The organism is Amycolatopsis sp. WGS_07 (assembly GCF_045278895.1).
In the GTDB taxonomy this organism is placed as follows: domain Bacteria; phylum Actinomycetota; class Actinomycetes; order Mycobacteriales; family Pseudonocardiaceae; genus Amycolatopsis.
The window spans coordinates 7725673-7743733 of record NZ_CP136053.1; the positions used below are offsets into that span (position 1 = coordinate 7725673).

The following is an 18061-nucleotide window of genomic DNA, read 5'->3' on the forward strand; positions in this document are numbered from 1 at the left end:
CCCGATAGGTTCCCGGCCGTGCGAATCGGACAGCGCCCCGCGCGGGCGGGCGAACCGGCGGGAGCGGCTTGATGGGATGGTTCGAGGCCCTGGTCCTGGGGCTGGTGCAGGGGCTGACGGAGTTCCTGCCGATCTCCTCGAGCGCGCACGTGCGGATCGTCGCGGCCCTGTCGGGCTGGGGCGACCCGGGCGCGGCGTTCACCGCGGTGACCCAGATCGGCACCGAGCTGGCGGTGATCCTCTACTTCGGACCGAAGATCGGCCGGATCCTGCGCGCCTGGTTCTTTTCCCTGTACCGCCCCGACTGGCGGCGCGATCCGGACGCGCGGCTGGGCTGGCTGATCATCGTCGGCTCGCTGCCGATCGTCGTGCTCGGCCTGCTCCTGCAGGACGAGATCGACCGGGCCTTCCGCGACCTGCGGATCACCGCGACGACGCTGATCGTGTTCGGCCTGATCCTGCTGTTCGCCGACCGGACCGCGAAGCAGCAGCGGACGCTGGACCACCTGAACGTGCCGCACGGCCTCGTGTACGGCTTCGCGCAGGCGCTCGCGCTGATCCCGGGCGTTTCGCGCTCGGGCGGCACGACGAGCGCCGGCCTGCTGATGGGCTACACGCGTTCGGAAGCCGCCGAGTACTCGTTCCTGCTGGCCGTTCCCGCGGTGTTCGGTTCCGGGCTGTACAAGCTGACCGACATCGGCAAGAACGGCGAGAACGCCCAGTGGGGGCCGACGATCCTGGCCACGCTGGTCGCGTTCGGCGTGGGCTACCTGGTGATCGCGTGGCTGATGTCCTACATCAAGAAGCGCAGCTTCGTGCCCTTCGTGATCTACCGCGTGGTGCTCGGCGTGCTGCTGTTCGGCCTGGTCTTCGGCGGCGTGCTCGACCCGAACGCGGGACCCGCCGGGAGCTGAACCCGCCGGTCACCGGTTAGGGTGGCGTCGTGAGCACGGTCATCTTGCTGCGGCACGGAAAGTCCACGGCCAACGGTTCGGGCGTCCTCGCCGGGCGCACCCCGAAGGTCGGGCTGGACGACACCGGCCGGGCGCAGGCCGCCGCCCTCGTCGAGCGCTTCGCCGGAGTGCCGGTCGCCGAGCTGGTGGTGTCGCCGATGCTGCGCTGCAAGCAGACCGTCGCGCCGCTGGCCGCCGCGCAGGGCCTGGCGAAGCTCGTCGAGCCCCGGCTGTCCGAAGTGGACTACGGCGAGTGGACCGGCCGGGAGCTGAAGAACCTGGTGAAGGAACCGCTGTGGCGCGTCGTGCAGGCGCATCCGTCGGCGGCGGTCTTCCCCGGCGGGGAGGGACTGGCCGAGATGCAGGCGCGCGCGGTCGCCGCGATCCGCGCGCACGACGCCCGGATCACCGCCGAGCACGGCGACCACGCGGTGTGGGTGGCGTGCAGCCACGGCGACGTGATCAAGTCGATCCTCGCCGACGCGCTGGGCCAGCATCTCGACGCCTTCCAGCGGATCGTCGTGGACCCGGCCGCGGTGTCGGTCGTCCGCTACACCGAGACCCGCCCGTTCGTGCTGCGCGTGAACGAGCACGGCGGCGACCTGGCCGGGATCGTGCCGCCGCCGCCCAAGAAGAAGGGCCGCTCGAAGAAGTCCTCCAGCGACGCCGTCGTGGGCGGAAGCACGGGCCGCTGACGATCGACAGTCCTTCCGTCGGATGCCCGACCCCGTAGGGTGGGCGGAACCACGTGGAGAACCCTGTGGAGAACCAGGAGCGCAAACCCGAATGATTTCCCCGGACAACCCGTTCGCCGCCCCCAGCGACCTGCCGTACGAGCTGCCGCCGTTCGACCGCATCGCCGACGAGCACTACCGGCCCGCCTTCGAGGCCGGGCTCGCCGAGCACGCCGCCGACGTGGAGCGGATCGCCGACGACCCCGCCGAGCCGACCTTCGAGAACACCATCGCGGCGCTCGAGCGGGCCGGAGCGCTGCTGACCCGGGTGTCCGGCACGTTCTTCAACATCTCGGGCTCGAACGCGACCGACGAGGTCCAGGAGATCCAGGCCGAGCTGGCCCCGAAGCTGGCCGCGCACGAGGACGCGATCCACCTGAACCCGCGGCTGTTCGCCCGCATCGACGCGCTGTACCAGAAGCGCGCCGAGCTGGGCCTGACCCCGGAAGAACTGCGGCTGCTGGAGCGCCGCTACACCGACTTCAGCCGCGCCGGCGCCGGGCTGCCCGAGGAGGACCAGGCGAAGCTGCGCGCGCTGAACGAGCAGCTTTCGACGCTGCAGACCCGTTTTTCGCAGAACCTGCTGCGCGACACCAACGATCTCGCGGTGGTGCTCGACGACGCCGCGGAATTGGCCGGTCTCGGCGAAAGCGCGATCGCGGCGGCGGCGCAGACGGCGGCCGAGCGCGGTCTCGAAGGCAAGTACGTGCTGACTCTGACGCTGCCCACCGCGCAGGCGGCCGTGGCTTCGCTGGAGAACCGCGCGGTGCGCGAGCGCGTTTACACCGCTTCGGTGTTGCGTGGCAATCGCGGCAACGCGCACGACAACAACGCGATCGTCGAGGAGATCACGCGGCTGCGCGCCGAGCGGGCCGCGCTGCTGGGCTACCCGAACCACGCTGCGTACGTCATCGCGGACGAGACGGCCAAGACCGTCGAGGCCGCGGGCGGCCTGCTGGAGCGGCTTGCTCCGGTGGCGGTCGCGAACGCGCGCACCGAGGCGGCGGAACTGCAGCAGCTGCTGGAAGCGGACGTGCCCGGCGCGACGCTGCAGCCGTGGGACTGGGCCTTCTACGCGTCGAAGGTGGAACGCGAGCGGTTCCAGCTCGACACCGCCGCGCTGCGGCCGTACTTCGAACTGGACCGGGTGCTGCACGACGGCGTGTTCGTGGCCGCGAACCGGTTGTACGGCTTGAGTTTCACCGAGCGGCACGACCTGCCGAAGTACCACCCGCAGGTGCGGATCTTCGAGGTCTTCGACGCCGACGGCAGCGGGCTCGGCCTGTTCCTGATGGACTACTACACCCGCGACTCCAAGCGCGGCGGCGCGTGGATGAACAACTTCGTGGACCAGTCGCGGCTGCTCGGGCGGCGCACGGTCGTGGTCAACGTGCTGAACGTGACCAAGCCGCGCGAGGGGGAGCCGACGCTGCTCTCGCTCGACGAGGTGCGCACCGCCTTCCACGAGTTCGGGCACGCGCTCCACTCGCTGCTGTCCGGCGTCGAGTTCCCGACCTTCACCGGCACCAACGTGCCGCGCGACTTCGTCGAGTACCCGTCGCAGGTCAACGAGATGTGGATGCTGTGGCCGGAAATCCTGGCCAACTACGCCAAGCACCACGAGACGGGGGAGCCGCTCCCGGCGGGCCAGGTCGAGCTGCTGGAGGCCGCGCAGCAGTACGGCGAGGGCTTCCGCACCACCGAGTACCTCGCCGCCGCGCTGCTCGACCTCGCGTGGCACCGGCTCGGCCCGGACGACCGGGTCGAGGACGTGCAGCGGTTCGAGGCCGAGGCGCTGGAAAAGGCGGGCGTGGCGCTGGAAAGCGTCCCGCCGCGCTACCGGACGACGTACTTCAACCACGTCTTCGCGGGCGGCTACAGCGCCGGGTACTACTCCTACATCTGGAGCGAGGTGCTGGACGCGGACACCGTCGAGTGGTTCACCGAGAACGGCGGCCTGAAGCGGGAGAACGGCGACCACTTCCGGGCGACCCTGCTCGGCCTCGGCGGCAGCGTCGACCCGATGGAGGCGTTCGCGAGCTTCCGCGGCCGCGCGCCGGAAATCGAGCCGCTGCTGAAGCGCCGGGGTCTCGCCGGCGCGTAAGCTGAGTGTATAACGTCCTATACGGCGGGGCTGGGGCGACCGGCTTCGCCGTATAGGGCTTTGTTATGTCCTCCTGCGATTCCCGCCCTGGCTGTGACCAGCGCGGACCCTCCTCTTCGTCGGATCGGCTGAACCCGGGGCCAGACTGTCGGCGGATCCGACGAAGCCGGGGAGGGGGTGCGTGACCGCACAATGCGGCGTCGCCGAATCAAGGAGGATCCGACGGTGAGCATTCCGAGTTCCGCCCCGGTCGTGAAGCGGACCGAACGGACCACGTTGGCGCTGCTGGTCGGCGTCTTCATCATCGACTACATCGACCGCGTCATGATCGCGGTCGCGCTGCCCCTGATCGGCGCCGAGTTCGGGCTGTCGAAGACCACGCAGGGGCTGGTCGTTTCCGCGTTCGCGATCGCCTACCTGGTGGGGCAGATGCCCGGCGGGCTGCTCGCGGACCGCGTCGGCGCGCGGCCGTTGCTGGTGATTTCCCTGGTGGCGTGGTCGATTTTCACTGCCGCCACCGGATTCGCGCCCGGACTCGTCGTGCTGCTCGTGCTGCGCGCCGCGTTCGGGTTCGCGCAGGCGCTGTTCCCCGGCGCGGCGTTCAAGGCGCTCGCCGAGCGCACGACACAGGCGGGCCGCAGCCGCGGCGCGGGCTTGCTCCTGGCGTCCAACTCGGTCGGGGCAGGGCTCGGGCCGCTGCTGGTCGCGCCGCTCGTGGTCGCGGCGGGCTGGCGGCACACGTTCTGGATCGTCGCGGTGGCCGGGCTGGTGGTCGGTCTGGCGCTGTGGCGGCTGCTGCCCGCGCCGCTGCCGCGAGAGCTGACCGAACCGGAAGCGCAGGTCACTCCGGTGAAGGTGCCGGTGTCGCGGGTGCTGCGGAACCGGCTGGTGATCCGCTGCGCGGCGATGTTCGCCTGCTTCAACATGCTGGCCTACGGCATGATCACCTGGGTCCCGTCGTACCTGGTCGAGACGAAGGGCCTGTCGCTGGTCGCGGCCGGGGTCTCGGCGGCGATCCCGCAGCTGGTCAGCGCGGCGGCGGTGCTGCTCGGCGGGTGGCTGATGAGCCGGTACTTCGACCACCGGCCGCGCTGGCTCGTAGTACCCGCGCTCGTCGCGGCGGCCGGGGTGCTCGTGGCGATGCTGCTGTCGGATTCGGCGACCGGGTTCACCGTGCTGCAGACGGTCGCGATGTTCATCAGCGGCCTCGCCTCGATCGGCATCGTCGGCCTGCCGCTGCGCGTGCTGCCGCGCGATCTGGTGGGCGCGGGGATGGGCCTGGTCAACACCGGCGGCCAGCTCGCCGGCGTGCTCGCGCCGCTGGTGATGGGCTGGCTCGCGGACCGGTTCGGATTCGCCGCGGCGTTCGGGTTCCTGGCGGTGTCGACGCTGGCCGCGGCGGCGATTTCGATGACGACGAGGTCGACGAAGCTCGCCCTCGGCGCACCGGCTCCGGCTCGGGAACAGGTCGGCTGATTCGCCGGGGTGGTGAGTGTTCGCGCCGGTTCTCATCGGCATGAACACTCACGACCCTGGGCCGGGCACCGCTGGGCGCGGGCGGAAGGTCGCGAGGGCGATGCCGGTGAGAACCGGCACGAGCGCGCACGAGCCCGGCCCAGCCGGACCGGACCACCGGCCCCCGGTGGCGCCCGACGATCCGACCCGGCCGTTCGGCCGCATTAGTGGTCTAGACCTTGACGGGTGACTGGTCCAGTCCAATTCTGAGAAGGTTCCGGCCGTGCGCCGCCGCCGCACGGTCCCTTCCGGCACTGGAGCCCGCATGCGACGAAGAAGTCACTTGTCCAGATTGTCCGCTCTCCTGGCCGCCGCCGTGGCTCCGCTCGGCGTGCTGGCCGCCACCGCGGGGGCGGCGCACGCCGCCACGCCGCTGCCGAACCACGTGTTCGCGCCCTACTTCGAGTCCTGGAACGGCCAGAGCCCGGCCGCGATGGCGCAGGAGGCGGGCGTCAAGCATCTGACGATGGCGTTCCTGCAGACCGCGTCCACGGGTTCGTGCACCGTCCTCTGGAACGGCGACGCCGGCATGCCGGTGGCGGATTCGACGTTCGGCGCGGACTTCCGCACCATCCGCTCGCGCGGCGGGGACGTGATCGCGTCGTTCGGCGGCTACACCGCGACCCACAACGCCACCGAGATCGCCGACAGCTGCACCGACGTCGACAAGATCGCCGCCGCGTACAAATCGCTGATTACCACCTATGACATCCCGCGCCTGGACATGGACATCGAGGACAACTCGCTGACCAACTCCGCGGGCATCGACCGCCGGAACAAGGCGATCAAGAAGGTGCAGGACTGGGCCGCCTCCGAAGGCCGCCAGCTGCAGATCTCCTACACGCTGCCGACCACCACGAGCGGTCTCGCCAGCGCGCTGGACGTGCTGCGGAACGCGGTCTCCAACGGAACCAAGGTCGACGTGGTCAACCTGATGACCTTCGACTACTACGACAACGCCACGCACAACATGGCCCAGGACACCCAGACCGCCGCGGCCGGGCTGGTGTCGCAGCTGGGGCAGCTCTACCCGGGCAAGACGCAGGAGCAGCTGTGGGGGATGGTCGGCGTCACCGAGATGCCGGGCATCGACGACTTCGGCGCGGCTGAAACGTTCACCACGGCCGACGCGGTCAGCGTCTACAACTGGGCCGTGTCCAAGGGCATCAACCTGCTGTCGTTCTGGGCGCTGCAACGGGACAACGGCAACTGCCCGGGCACCGGCGCGCGCGACGACTGCTCCGGCATCGCGCAGGACAAGTGGTACTTCAGCCACACGTTCGCCCCGTTCACCGGCGGAACTCCGGTGCCGGGCAACGACTTCTCGGTGACGGCGAGCCCCGGCTCAGTCTCGGTCGACCCCGGCGGTTCGGCGACCGGGAAGGTGGTCACGAAGGTGACTTCCGGTACGGCACAACAGGTTTCGCTCTCCGTGAGCGGCGCTCCGGGCGGCGTGACCGCGTCGGTCAGCCCGGCGACCGTCACGGCGGGGGACACCGCCAACCTGTCGATCACGACGACCGCGGCGACGCAGCCGGGCGTCTACCCGTTGACCGTCACCGGCTCGGCGCCGGGCGGCAACACTCACACGGCCACGTACACGTTGACGGTCAACGGAACCAGCCCGACCGGTAGCGTCATCAACGGCAACCTGGAAACCGGCGCGATCAGCCCGTGGTCGGGTGGGACCGTCGTGTCGTCGCCGGTGCACTCCGGCAGCCACGCGCTCCAGGTTTCGCCGACCGCGTCGACCACTGGGGAAGCGGCGCAGAACCTCACGCTCGCGCCGAACCACGCGTACACGCTGACGGCCTGGGTGCAGGGCGGCTACGCCTACGCCGGAGTCCGCGGGGGAGCGACGGCCAGCTCGTGGACGTCCAACACCGGCTGGACCAAGCTGACGGTCCCGTTCACGACCGGATCCTCCGGCGCGGTGACGGTGTACATCCACGGCTGGTACGGCCAGAGCCCGATCTACGCGGACGACATCGCGGTCAGTTGATTACTGTATAACGACCTATACGGCTGGGCATCGGGCGAAAATCCGTCCGGTGCCCAGCTTCTGTTCAACACTCAAAAGCGCCAGGAGCAAAAACGACCGGCTCTTCGCTGCCGAGGGCGGCGTCGAAGAGCGCGGCATTCCATGGGCCCCACGCGATGGACACGGCGGGCAGTCCGACTGCGTGACGGTGTGCGGCCAGGGCGTCGAGAAACCGGTTGGCTGCGGCGTCGTTAGCTTGTCCGGCTACGCCGAAGGTGCCGGCGACGGACGAGAAAAGCACGAACGCCGACAGCGGCAGGTGTTTGGTCGCCTCGTGAAGGATCCAGGCCGAATCCGCTTTGGCACGCAGGACCGTGTCGAGACCTTCAGCGGTCTCGTCGAATTCCGCCGCGCAGTGCAGGACGGCGGTCAGCGGCGGGTGGCAGGACGCGATGAGGCTTTCGCCCAGGTCCCGGTCGGCGACGTCGATGGCGGCGATGCGGACGTCCGCGTCGAGTTCGGCCTGGAGGTATTCCGCGGTGGCGGCTGCCGGACCGCTTCGGCTCGCCAGGACCAGATGCCGGACCCCGTGCCGAGCGACGAGGTGCTCGGCCAGCAGTGTCCCGATTCCGCCGGTGCCGCCGGTGATCAGGACGGTGCCGGACGGATCGATCGGCCGGGCGGGGGAGGCGGTCGCGCGGGCGATCCGGAAGGCGTGCGGGACGCCGTCGCGGAGGGCGAGCTGGGGTTCGGTGCTGCCGCCGACGAGGTCGAGGATGCGTCCGGCGGAGGTTGGCGTGTCGAGGTCGACGGCGGTGATCTTGGCCGGGTATTCGGCGGCCGCCGCGCTGACCAGGCCCCAGACCGCGGCGCTCGCGAGGTCCGGGTCGGGTCCGGTGGCGTTGGTGGTGACGACGATGAGCCGGCCTTCGCGGTGCTCCTGAAGCGAGTGCAACGCGAACGCGGTGAGCGCGTGGAGTTCGCCGTCGGTGGGGATTTCGAGGATCTCGGCTTCGCCGGGCCTAGCCCGGATGGGCAGCCACTCGGGCCGGTAGAGCAAGCCGTGCAGTTCGACCCGGCGGGCGCCGCTGCCGCGGAAGACCGCGTTCCAGTCGACGGGGATGCCTGCCGTGTGCAGCCGGGCGACCTCGGCGAGGAGGTCGCGAACGGAGATCGGGCTGAGGTCGAGGACCAGGCCGCCGGGGCAGTCGGCGGCGCGGGCGACGACGTCCGGCCGGATGCCCCAGGATTCGAGCAGCTGGCACAGTGCGGCATGGAAAGCGAAGAGACGGTCTTGGTAATCGTCGTACATCGCGGTGAAGGTGGCTGCGAAGAGCGGAAACCGTTGGGTGAACTCGGTTTCCCGGCCGTCCGGAAGTTCGGTGCCCCGGGAGAGAAAGGTCAGCTGGGGACAGTCCGGCACGGTTTGGCCGGGTGTTTCGCCGTTCGCGACTGCTTTGAGCGCGGCTCGGTCGCCCGCTGGCACCAGGACGCGGTGGGCCTGTGGGGTGCGGGTGGCGAGGGTGTAGGCGAGGTTGAGGTCGGGAGCCGGGTTGTCGAGAAGGGCTGCGGCGACGGTGCGCAGTGCGGTGCTGTCCGCGGCGCTGAGCAGCCAGGGCGGCGCGGGAAAGTCGGGGCGAGGTTCCGCGGTCCGCACGGCGAACAGCGGCCGGACGGCGGCTCTGTGTCCTGGCACTCCACGACATATACCGCGCTCAGGCCGGGCTGGGCGGCGGGTTACCCGTTTGGTCCCCGTTCCGTGCACGCCGTACCTCCGCCGGTGCGCGGCGGGCAACGATTTCCGCGACCCTCGCGCACGTTTCGTCCGGGTTGAGGTGTTCGGTGTCCAGGACTGTGCACTGTGGACGGAGCGGGAGATACTCCGCGACGTGGTCGTGGATCCGGTCGAGTAGGACCGGGCCGCCCAGTTCGGCCATCGCGTCGGTGGCCGCGTGGTCGCCGCGCCCGTTGAACCGGGCCTTGGCTTGCGGCCGGGGCGCGGCGAGCATGATCTCGACGTACTCGCCGCCTCCCGCGCGGGCTGCTTCCTCGAAGCGTTCGGCTTGGTCGACGCGCGCGACCAGTTGCGGCATCACCACGTCGTAACCGGCTCGCAGATGCGTTTCCGCCATGACGAGCGCGAGCCGCCGGGCGAGGGGCAAGGTGTCCCAGAACGCCGCCCGCCAGCCGCCGATCATCGTGACGACCTGGTCGGCTTCCAGGTCGAGTACGCCAGGGTGCAGATCGGCGTAGCGCCGCGCGACGGTGGACTTTCCGACGCCGGACGGGCCGTTGAGGTGGATCAGGCGGGCCATCCGCCCGACCCTAGCGTTCGAGCGGATTCCAGCGTCCGTCGCGGACGGTCCCGAAGACCGCGCCGGAGAAGTGGTTCCCGAAGCCGATGGTCCTGGGCTCGGCGAGTTCGGCGACGAGTTGCTTGCGGTGCACGGCGGCCTGGACCGGGTCGTGGTCGTACACGCAGGACCATTCGGGGTGTTCGATCTGCAGCGGTGAATGGACCGCGTCGCCGAAGGCGATCAGCCGCCGGCCGCCGGCGGTGATGACGTACTCGGCATGCCCTAGCGTGTGCCCGGCGGCGAGGCGGACTTGCACGCCCGGAAACACTTCCTGCCCGTCCTCGACTGTGCGGACCTTCGCGGCCATCGCGTCCGTCTCCTGGGAAGCTTCGCGTTGCGCCCATTCCGGTTCTGGTACGAGGTATTCGGCGGCGAACGCCGACGGATGCGAGGCCCAGCCGACGTGGTCCGAGTGCAAGTGCGTGAACGCCACGGCCTCGATGTCTTCCGGCTTGCGCCCGAGCGCGGCCAGACTGTCGAGCAGCGCGCCGCCGTAGAGCACGCCGTTCGGTGCGCCCGGCTCGGCGGGCAGCGACTTCGGTCCGAACCCGGCGTCGATCAGGAGCGCCCGATCAGCGTGCTCTACGAGGAGTCCGCCGATGCTCGCGACGAGAAAGCCCTCGTCGTCGAGGTATTCGGGGTGCTCGGCCCAGGTTTCGGCGGTGCTGTCGGGGAGCCAGAGGCGCGGATTTCCTTGTACGGCACCGTCCGGCACGAATGAGATCTTCGTGTCGCCCAGGTGCACGGAGTGATCGTCGGGCACGGTTCGTTCCTTCCCTCGGTTGCCCTCGACGATAAGCATCAAGCTAGAAACATTCAAGCTTGAAATATGATGACTTGATGGAGTTGCTAGGATGGCGGCGTGACGGAACCTCAGGCGATCGCCGAGCGGGAACTGTGCGGTCTGGTGAACGGGCTGGCGCAGCAGATCGCCGACCATGTCCGCGAGCGCGCGGTGGCGCTGGGGCTGACTGCCGCGCAGGCGACCGCGCTGCGGGAGCTGACCGGCCCGATGACCATGCGCGAGCTGGCCGAACGGATGAGCTGCGAGCCGTCGAACGCCACCTTCGTCGTCGACAAGCTGGAGAAACAGGGCCTGATCGAGCGGCGCGCGCACCCGACGGATCGGCGCGCGAAGCATCTCGTCCTGACCGGGGACGGCACGGCGCTGCGCGAGCGGCTCCTCGAACTGCTCACCCGCGATTCGCCGCTGGCCGGGCTCGACCAGCGGGAGCAGCGGACCCTGCAGGCGCTGCTGGAGCGGGCGATCGTGCCGGGCGCAGGCCGTCGAGGATGATGCGGAGATTCCGCCGCCACTGGTCGCCGCGCGGGACGAGCCCGATCGTGTGGTCCGGCGGGATCGCGGTGGCGAGCGCGAACGGAACGTCCCGCCAGTCGAGATCGGCGCGGAGCACGCCGGCTTTCTGGGCTCGCTGGACCAGCTGACGCATGGTCCGCTGCAGCCGGTTGATCCGCTGCGCCAAGTCAAGCCGCTCGCCGCGGCCGGAGAGCGCGTCGTGCAGTCCGCAGCTCTGTGCGCGCAGCTGGACGTAGGTCTCGGCGAAGCTGGCGAATCCTTGCCAGGCATCGGGGGAGTCGAGCGCGTGGGCCGCGCGGTCGGTCATCTCGTCGATGGTGTCGGTGAGGATGGCGGCGAGGAGCGCGTCCAGCGACGGCACTCGCCGGTACAGCGTGCCGAGGCCGACGCCCGCCCGCTGGGCGATGTCGCGCGTCGTGACCGCGAGGCCCAGTTCGTCGAGCGCCTGCCGGGTCGCCTCGACGAGCCGTTCGACGTTGCGCTGTGCGTCGGCGCGCGCCTGGTTCTGGGCGAGCAGCGCGGTGACGGCGGAGTCTGGCATTCCCGCAGTCTAACCAACCGGGTCACGTTGTTCCGCTTCTGGTAGCTTGACGGAACCGGAACACATTGACCCGCTTAGTCGGAGGTGGGGGACTTGGCCAAGCCGATCGGCGTCGGAATCCTCGGCGCGAACCCGGAGCGGGGATGGGCCGCGCGGGCGCACATTCCCGCGATCGCCGCGTCGCCCGAGTTCTCGCTGGCGGCGGTCGCGACGACCCGCGCCAGCAGTGCGGAGGAGGCGCGCGTCCGCTTCGGCGCACGGCACGCGTTTACTGACGCGCGAAGTCTTGCGGAGCACCCAGACGTTGACCTCGTGGTGGTCACGGTGAAGGTGCCTGCGCACGTCGAGCTGGTCACCGCTGCGCTCGAAGCGGGCAAGCACGTCTACTGCGAATGGCCGTTGACGACAACTGCCGAGGAGGCGGCCGCGCTGGCTGCGGCGGGGGAGCGGGCCGGGCTGCAGGCGCGGTTCAACCCGGCTGTCGTCCGGGCCCGGGAGCTGCTCGCCGAGGGCCAGATCGGGACTGTGCAGTCCGCGACTGTCTATAGCTCCCGCAGCAAGGGGAACACTCGGGACGTCCCAGGCTGGACCGCGTACACGTACGACCGCAGTGCCGGAGCGGGCTTGGTCGAAGTCCTCGGCGGGCACGCGCTCGACCTGGTGCAGTACCTGCTCGGGCCGATCCGCGAGCTGACCGCCCGGACGGCGATCCGGAACCGCTCGCACCGCGTCGCCGAGACGGGGGAGCGGATCGTGGTCACGGCTCCCGACCATTTTCTGGCCCACGCCGAACTCGACGGCGGCGCTGTCGTGTCCGTCCACCTGCACGACGGGGAAGCGGCCGAGCCCCGGACGCGGATCGAGATCGCGGGCACCGAAGGGAATCTCACGCTGACGTCCGTGCCGGAAGCCGATCCGTGGGCCGCGCAGCTGCAGATCGGCCGGTTCGCTCTCTGCGGACTGCCAGTGGACGGGGTGAGCGAACTGCCCGTTCAAGCAGCGAATGTGGCCCGGGTTTACGAACGACTGGCAGCGGACCTGCGAGAAAACACCCACACCGTGCCCGACTTCCGCACCGCCTGCGACCTCCACCAACTCATCTCAACTGTATAACGACCTATACGGCTGGCGAGCGAAGAAAAACCCGACTTTGCGAGACCAAAGCCAACCTAGCCACTTTTAAAACAACAGCACAGACGCGAAAGCAATGATGGCCGCCCCGGATCCGGGGCGGCCATCATTCAGGGCGAATCTCAGATCAGGCCCAGCTTGCGGACCGCGTCGCGCTCCTCGGCCAGTTCGGCCACGGAGGCGTCGATGCGCGGGCGGGAGAACTCGTCGATCTCCAGGCCCTGCACGATCTCGTACTTGCCGTCCTTCGCGGTGACCGGGAAGGACGAGATGAGGCCCTCCGGGACGCCGTAGGAGCCGTCGGAGACGACGCCGGCCGAGGTCCAGTCGCCTTCGGGGGTGCCGTTGACCCAGGTGTAGACGTGGTCGATGGCGGCCGACGCGGCGGACGCGGCCGAGGAGAGGCCGCGGGCCTCGATGATCGCGGCGCCGCGCTTGGCGACGGTCGGGATGAAGGTGTCGGCGAGCCAGGCCTGGTCGTTGATGGTCTCGGCGACGTTCTTGCCGTTGACCTCGGCGTGCTGCACCGACGGGTACTGCGTGGCGGAGTGGTTGCCCCAGATCGCGACCTTCTTGAGGTCGGTCACGGCCACGCCGAGCTTCTTGGCCAGCTGGGCCAGCGCGCGGTTGTGGTCGAGGCGGGTCATCGCGGTGAAGCGCTCGGCGGGCACGTCGGGGGCGTGCGACTGGGCGATCAGCGCGTTGGTGTTGGCCGGGTTGCCGACCACCAGCACGCGGATGTCGTCGGCCGCGCCGGCGTTGATCGCCTCGCCCTGCGGCTTGAAGATGCCGCCGTTGGCCTCGAGCAGGTCGCCGCGCTCCATGCCCTTGCTGCGCGGGCGGGCGCCGACCAGCAGGCCGATGTTCGCGCCGGAGAAGGCCTGCTTCGGGTCGTCGAAGATGTCGATGCCCGCCAGCAGCGGGAACGCGCCGTCGTCCAGTTCCATCGCGGTGCCCTCAGCCGCCTTGACCGCCTGGGGGATCTCCAGGAGCCGCAGCTTCACCGGGGTGTCGGCGCCGAGCAGCTGACCGGACGCGATGCGGAACAGCAGCGCGTAGCCGATCTGGCCGGCCGCACCGGTGACGGTGACGTTGACAGGGGCTTGGGTCATTGCGCTTCTCCAGCTTGAGACGACTTTGGCTAGTACCGAGGATGCTAGCCCTACCGGCGGGCGCCGTCCGGGTGCGTCCAGTCACGGTTGCCAGGATCACGTTCCCGGGGGTTCGCGGGCGGCCTGGCCGGGAGGCCGCGGGATATCGCGGGAATTGCGGCTCGGTTCGCCGGTGGCGGATGTCGGCGTGTTCGGCGGCAATCCGCGCGGAGATCTGCGTGGTTCCACATCACAATAGAGTTGCGGGCCGGGGGAAGCGGACCCGACTAAAGTCGTATCGGCGGGGTGACTGGTTCGGGGAGTGCCGGCTGCTCGCCGTTTGCGGCGGAAAGCGCGGGCCGGGGCGGGGGCCGCCAGGGCGTGCGAACTGCCCCAATTGCCCTGGTTTTCGGGGGTGTTTTCGCCGGTCGGCCCGGACCAGTGCGGCGGCGTGGTTCGGCTTGGTAGATTTCTGGACCATTTTTGTTGATTCGTCAATTGTCCAAAAGCGCTTTTGTCAACGGCTTGTTAAAACGTTGCTGTGTGCAGCTAAGCAACGACGTTGCTCCATTCAGTGGGCCTGACCGGTCAGTTCCTGCGCTACCCTGTCGAAACCCCCGCCCACATCGGAAGTAATGGGAAGGAAACCCATGCTTACCACGATGGCCGCTGCGCTTCTGGCGCTTTCTTCTACGGTCACACCGCATTCCTGGCCGCAAAACCCGCCGCCGGACAAAATTATCATCGATGTCGCCACGGTGAACGGCACCGGTTGCCCGCCGGACACGGCCGCGGTTTCGGTTTCCACCGACAATACCGCGTTCACGGTCACCTACAGCCAATACACCGCGCAGGTCGGCGTCGGCGCGCAGCCGACGGACTTCCGCAAGAACTGCCAGATCGGCCTCCGCGTCCACGTGCCGCAGGGCTTCACCTACGGGATCGCCGCGGCGGACTACCGCGGATTCGCGCATCTGGAAAACGGCGCGTATGGCGTCGAGCGGGCGAATTACTATTTCCAGGGGAATTCGCCGACGCAGTACGAGAGCCATAAGATCAATGGTTTCTTCGACGGTGACTGGCAGTTCTCTGACCAGACGGACATCGACGCGATCATTTACGAGCCGTGCGGGCAGGAACGCAACCTGCAGATCAACACGGAATTGCGGGCGTATGCCGGCACGTCCGATCCGAAGAAGACGACGAGTTTCGTGACGATGGACTCGACCGACGGCAGTGTCACGACGGTTTACCACTTCGCCTGGAAGACCTGCCCGTAACCGCGGTATCCGGACCCGTGAGTGCCCTTCGGGGTGCTCACGGGTCTGTTTGCGTCACGTTGTCCGCGAGGCGGGTCAGCAGGGCGGCGAGGGTGGCGATCTCGTCGTCGGTGAAACCGCCGCGGATGCGTTTGTCGTGCGCGATGGCGGCGTCGGCGAGGCGATGGAAGGTCCGTTCGCCGTATTCGGTCAGCTCGACCTGGTGCACGCGCCGGTTTTCCGGGTCGCGGCTGCGGGTGAGCAGGCCCGCGGTTTCCATGCCGTTGAGGTGGTGGGTGAGCGTCGCGCCCTGGATGCCGACGGCGTCGGCGAGTTCGCGCTGGCTCGCGTGTTCGCGGGTTTTGAGCGCGATGAGGATCTGCCAGACCGGCTGCGATCCGCCGACCTCGGCGAGCGCGCGGTCGAACGCCTGGCCCGCGGCTTTGGCGGTGCGGGCGAGGAGAACGCCGAGCGGCGGGGTGGCGGGTCGGGGCACGGGAAGACGGTACCGCAGGCGGGTCGAACTCTAAGCCTTTGACATCGAACGATTAGATATCTAACGTTTGTGGTGTCGTACTGACCGGCACTGGAGGGAACCATGGACGCCGCGGAGATCGCTGAACTGGGCAAACGCTGGGCCGCCGCCGAGGTCGCGGGCGATACGGACACCTTGGGCGCCATGGTCGCCGAGGGATTCCGGCTCGTCGGGCCGCTCGGCTTCGTGCTCGACCGGGAGCAGTGGCTGGGCCGCTACCGTTCCGGCGCGCTGGAGACGCTCCGGCTGGACTGGCGCGACGTCGACGTGCGGGTGCACGGCGACACCGCGATCGCGATCGGCGTGCACGACCAGGAGGCGACCCACCAGGGCAACCGGGTGGACGGCACGTTCCGGGCGACGCACGTCCTCGTCCGCGGCGACGACGGCTGGCGGATCGCGGGGATGCACCTCAGCCCGATGGGCGCGCCGCCGTCGTTCGCCCGCTGACCCGCCGGGCCCGACGCGCCCCAATCTGGATGTCCGTGAAGGACTCCTTGGGGGAATCAGATTCCCCCAAGGAGTCCTTCACGGACCTTGGTGGGAGCGGGTGGCCTGGCGGGCGTCGCAGCGGCCGAGAGCCGGTGCTGAGGACCTCTCCGATCGCATGTCCGCGCATCGAAGGCGGCACTGGGGCAGCCAACCCGCCGGTGCGGTCAGGGGGCGTGCCACAGGTGCACGGTGTGATCCACCGTCGCATCGGACGTGGTGGCGACCGTTTTCCGGTCCGGGCTGATCGTGAACGACGAGATGCCGGGCAGGCCGGGGCCGTCCTGTTTGCCGTCGAGGGCGTGGACGGTGAGGGTGCCCGCGGTGAACGCCAGGAGGTGCTGGTCGTCCAGGCCGGGGGCGGCCACGGTGAAGCGGAGGTGGTCGGCTGGTGCGTCGCCGGGCGGTGGGGCCAGTGCGAAGGAGAGGCGGATTTCTTCCTGGGTGGCGGTGTCCCATTGCCGGACCGTCGGCGCCGTGTGGTTCTCGCCGCCGCTGGTGGTGATCAGGGTGCGGCCGTCGGGGGTGAAGGCGAAGGAGGTGAGGCGGTCGCGATCGACCCAGGTGATGGGCTTGCCGATGGGCTTCAGCGAGGTCGCGTCGCGCAGTTCGAGCTGGCTGGGGCGGCTGGAGCGGCCGTCCCATTGGTAGAGGGCGAGGGTGCGTCCGTCCGGGCTGAACTCCGCGTACCGGAAGAGGCCCGGGGTTTCGATGCGGCCGACGCGGGTGTGGTCGGCGATGCGCCACAGTTCGAGTCTGCGCGGAGAGGGCATCGGGACCGTCAGCATGGTGCCGTCGGCGCTGAGGGTGGGCCAGGCGCCGTCGCGGTCGATGTGGTCGATGACGAGCGGTTCGCCGGTCTCGCGGCCGGTTGGCGCGTCCCAGCTTTGGACGGTGAGCTGGCTGTCGCCGTTCAGGCGCGAGGTGACGAGGGTGGTGCCGTGGAAAGCCATGCCGGTGAGCCCGGATCCGGGAATGGGGCCGATGCGCTCGCCGACCGGCTTGCGGGTCGCGACGTCGAGGATGTCGATGGTGGTGTCGGTGCCTGCGGCGGCCAGCAGCTTGCTGTCGGGGCTGAACTTGACGGCCTGCGGGTGTCCCCGGCCGGTGAGGAAGCCGGATTCGACGAGCGGTGGCTGCGGTGCGGGCGGCAGCGCGGCGGGTGGCTCCGGCGGCCACGCGATCCAGGCCGCGAGCCCGGCGATGACCAGGGCGAGCGCGCCGAGCAGGAGTCTCCGGCGTGGGGCGGTGCTTCGCTTCGGCGGCGGTGGCGGGTCGGCGATCTGGTAGATGACCGGGTCGCCGGACGGTAGTTGGTGGTCGTCGAGGAACTGGCCGAGTTCGGCGGTGTAGGCCGCGAGGAGTTGTTCGATCGCGGGCGGCCACGGGGCGGTTGACGGGCCGAGCGCCGCGAGGAGTTCGGCGGCGGTGGGGTTGGCCGCGAGACAGCGGCGGATTGCTTCGGGCGGGTCCGTGGTGCTTGCGGCGAGGATCGAGCCGAGGGCGAGCAGGTCGTCGGCTGGTTCGCGGCCGGCGGCGCGGGCGATCAGCCTTGCCCCGGCGGTGGTGAGCCGGATGGCGGACGGGGTGAGGTTTCCGTGTGCCAGCCCGGCGTGGTGGAGCCGGGCGAGGTCGGCGGCGACTCCGGCGGCGAGCCGGGGGGCCGCCGGTCCGGGCAGGGCGCCGAGGGTGTCGAGCACGTCCTGCAGGGACGGTCCGGGCACGAATTCCGTTGCCAGCCAGGGCGGATCAGCCGCGATCACGCCGGGCAGGACGGCTTCCTCGGCGCGGAATCCGTTGTGGTCGGCGAAAAGCTGGAGGGTGACCAGGCGGTTGTCCGGTCCGCTGCCGAGCAGCGTCCGGCTGGTGTCGCCGCGGGCCAGTTCCGCGAGCACCCGGTACGGGCCGAGCCAGAGCGGATCGTCGAGCGCCGGTCTTCGCATCAGCTGCCTCCCCAGAGAGCTGTTCCGAGGAGGAGGATCTTGCCAGTTCCGGCGCCCGCGGGGGACGAGCGGGCAGAGTTTCCCGTCAGCACGGGCATTCCACCGGCCGG

16 protein-coding genes are annotated in these 18061 nt (G+C 69.7%); 9 read left to right on the forward strand and 7 right to left on the reverse strand.

Annotated features, from left to right (window positions below; translation table 11 throughout):
* Positions 1 to 71 precede the first annotated feature (71 nt).
* The 5 genes from RPX00_RS36235 to RPX00_RS36255 all read left to right on the forward strand — a co-directional run bounded on the left by RPX00_RS36235 (position 72) and on the right by RPX00_RS36255 (position 7308).
* Positions 72 to 914 (forward strand): undecaprenyl-diphosphate phosphatase, encoded by an 843-nt coding sequence (locus RPX00_RS36235; protein ID WP_406632185.1) that lies wholly within the window; start codon positions 72 to 74, stop codon positions 912 to 914.
* Positions 915 to 943: 29 nt separating this feature from the next.
* A complete protein-coding gene (locus tag RPX00_RS36240; RefSeq protein WP_378309725.1) occupies positions 944 to 1648 on the forward strand; it encodes a histidine phosphatase family protein in 705 nt (234 codons plus the stop codon).
* A gap of 91 nt (positions 1649 to 1739) precedes the next feature.
* Entirely contained in the window at positions 1740 to 3791 is a 2052-nt protein-coding gene (locus RPX00_RS36245; RefSeq protein ID WP_406632187.1) for a M3 family metallopeptidase, read from the forward strand.
* 225 nt (positions 3792 to 4016) lie between these two features.
* The gene (locus RPX00_RS36250; RefSeq protein ID WP_406632189.1) at positions 4017 to 5267 is read left to right on the forward strand and encodes an MFS transporter; all 1251 of its coding nucleotides are present in this window, start codon (positions 4017 to 4019) and stop codon (positions 5265 to 5267) included.
* Positions 5268 to 5589: 322 nt separating this feature from the next.
* Positions 5590 to 7308 (forward strand): glycosyl hydrolase family 18 protein, encoded by a 1719-nt coding sequence (locus RPX00_RS36255; RefSeq protein WP_406632191.1) that lies wholly within the window; start codon positions 5590 to 5592, stop codon positions 7306 to 7308.
* 64 nt (positions 7309 to 7372) lie between these two features.
* Here the strand turns inward: RPX00_RS36255 and RPX00_RS36260 are convergent, their stop codons facing one another.
* Genes RPX00_RS36260 through RPX00_RS36270 form a run of 3 tightly spaced genes read right to left on the reverse strand, consistent with a single transcriptional unit; the run spans position 7373 to position 10407 of the window.
* The gene (locus tag RPX00_RS36260; protein WP_406632193.1) at positions 7373 to 8983 is read right to left on the reverse strand and encodes an SDR family NAD(P)-dependent oxidoreductase; all 1611 of its coding nucleotides are present in this window, start codon (positions 8981 to 8983) and stop codon (positions 7373 to 7375) included.
* Positions 8984 to 9002: 19 nt separating this feature from the next.
* Complete coding sequence (locus RPX00_RS36265) at positions 9003 to 9602, reverse strand: AAA family ATPase (protein WP_406632195.1); 600 nt, start codon at positions 9600 to 9602, stop codon at positions 9003 to 9005.
* Between the two features lie 10 nt (positions 9603 to 9612).
* Positions 9613 to 10407 (reverse strand): MBL fold metallo-hydrolase, encoded by a 795-nt coding sequence (locus RPX00_RS36270; protein WP_406632197.1) that lies wholly within the window; start codon positions 10405 to 10407, stop codon positions 9613 to 9615.
* A gap of 99 nt (positions 10408 to 10506) precedes the next feature.
* On the opposite strand from RPX00_RS36270, the gene RPX00_RS36275 reads away from it, so the two are divergent.
* On the forward strand, positions 10507 to 10941 hold the full coding sequence (locus tag RPX00_RS36275; RefSeq protein WP_406632199.1) for a MarR family winged helix-turn-helix transcriptional regulator: 435 nt from the start codon (positions 10507 to 10509) through the stop codon (positions 10939 to 10941).
* Here RPX00_RS36275 and RPX00_RS36280 read toward each other — a convergent pair.
* Positions 10838 to 11503, reverse strand: a complete 666-nt coding sequence (locus RPX00_RS36280; RefSeq protein ID WP_406632201.1) for a TetR/AcrR family transcriptional regulator — start codon at positions 11501 to 11503, stop codon at positions 10838 to 10840. The two genes, RPX00_RS36275 and RPX00_RS36280, sit on opposite strands and share 104 nt — an antisense overlap.
* Positions 11504 to 11587: 84 nt before the next feature.
* Between RPX00_RS36280 and RPX00_RS36285 the strand changes: the two genes are divergently transcribed.
* On the forward strand, positions 11588 to 12616 hold the full coding sequence (locus RPX00_RS36285; protein WP_406632203.1) for a Gfo/Idh/MocA family protein: 1029 nt from the start codon (positions 11588 to 11590) through the stop codon (positions 12614 to 12616).
* A 140-nt stretch (positions 12617 to 12756) separates the two neighbouring features.
* On the opposite strand, the gene RPX00_RS36290 is transcribed toward RPX00_RS36285, so the two are convergent.
* Positions 12757 to 13746: a malate dehydrogenase gene (locus RPX00_RS36290; protein WP_406632205.1), complete on the reverse strand. Its 990-nt coding sequence runs from the start codon at positions 13744 to 13746 to the stop codon at positions 12757 to 12759.
* Between the two features lie 629 nt (positions 13747 to 14375).
* On the opposite strand from RPX00_RS36290, the gene RPX00_RS36295 reads away from it, so the two are divergent.
* Entirely contained in the window at positions 14376 to 15005 is a 630-nt protein-coding gene (locus RPX00_RS36295; protein ID WP_406632207.1) for a DUF4360 domain-containing protein, read from the forward strand.
* Between the two features lie 37 nt (positions 15006 to 15042).
* On the opposite strand, the gene RPX00_RS36300 is transcribed toward RPX00_RS36295, so the two are convergent.
* Entirely contained in the window at positions 15043 to 15480 is a 438-nt protein-coding gene (locus RPX00_RS36300; protein ID WP_406632209.1) for a MarR family winged helix-turn-helix transcriptional regulator, read from the reverse strand.
* Positions 15481 to 15582: 102 nt separating this feature from the next.
* Here RPX00_RS36300 and RPX00_RS36305 point away from each other — a divergent pair, with 102 nt between their 5' ends.
* Positions 15583 to 15969, forward strand: coding sequence for a nuclear transport factor 2 family protein (locus RPX00_RS36305; protein WP_406632211.1), 387 nt, complete (start codon positions 15583 to 15585; stop codon positions 15967 to 15969).
* 206 nt (positions 15970 to 16175) lie between these two features.
* Here the strand turns inward: RPX00_RS36305 and RPX00_RS36310 are convergent, their stop codons facing one another.
* Positions 16176 to 17951, reverse strand: a complete 1776-nt coding sequence (locus RPX00_RS36310) for a protein kinase family protein (protein WP_406632213.1) — start codon at positions 17949 to 17951, stop codon at positions 16176 to 16178.
* Positions 17952 to 18061: the final 110 nt, after the last annotated feature.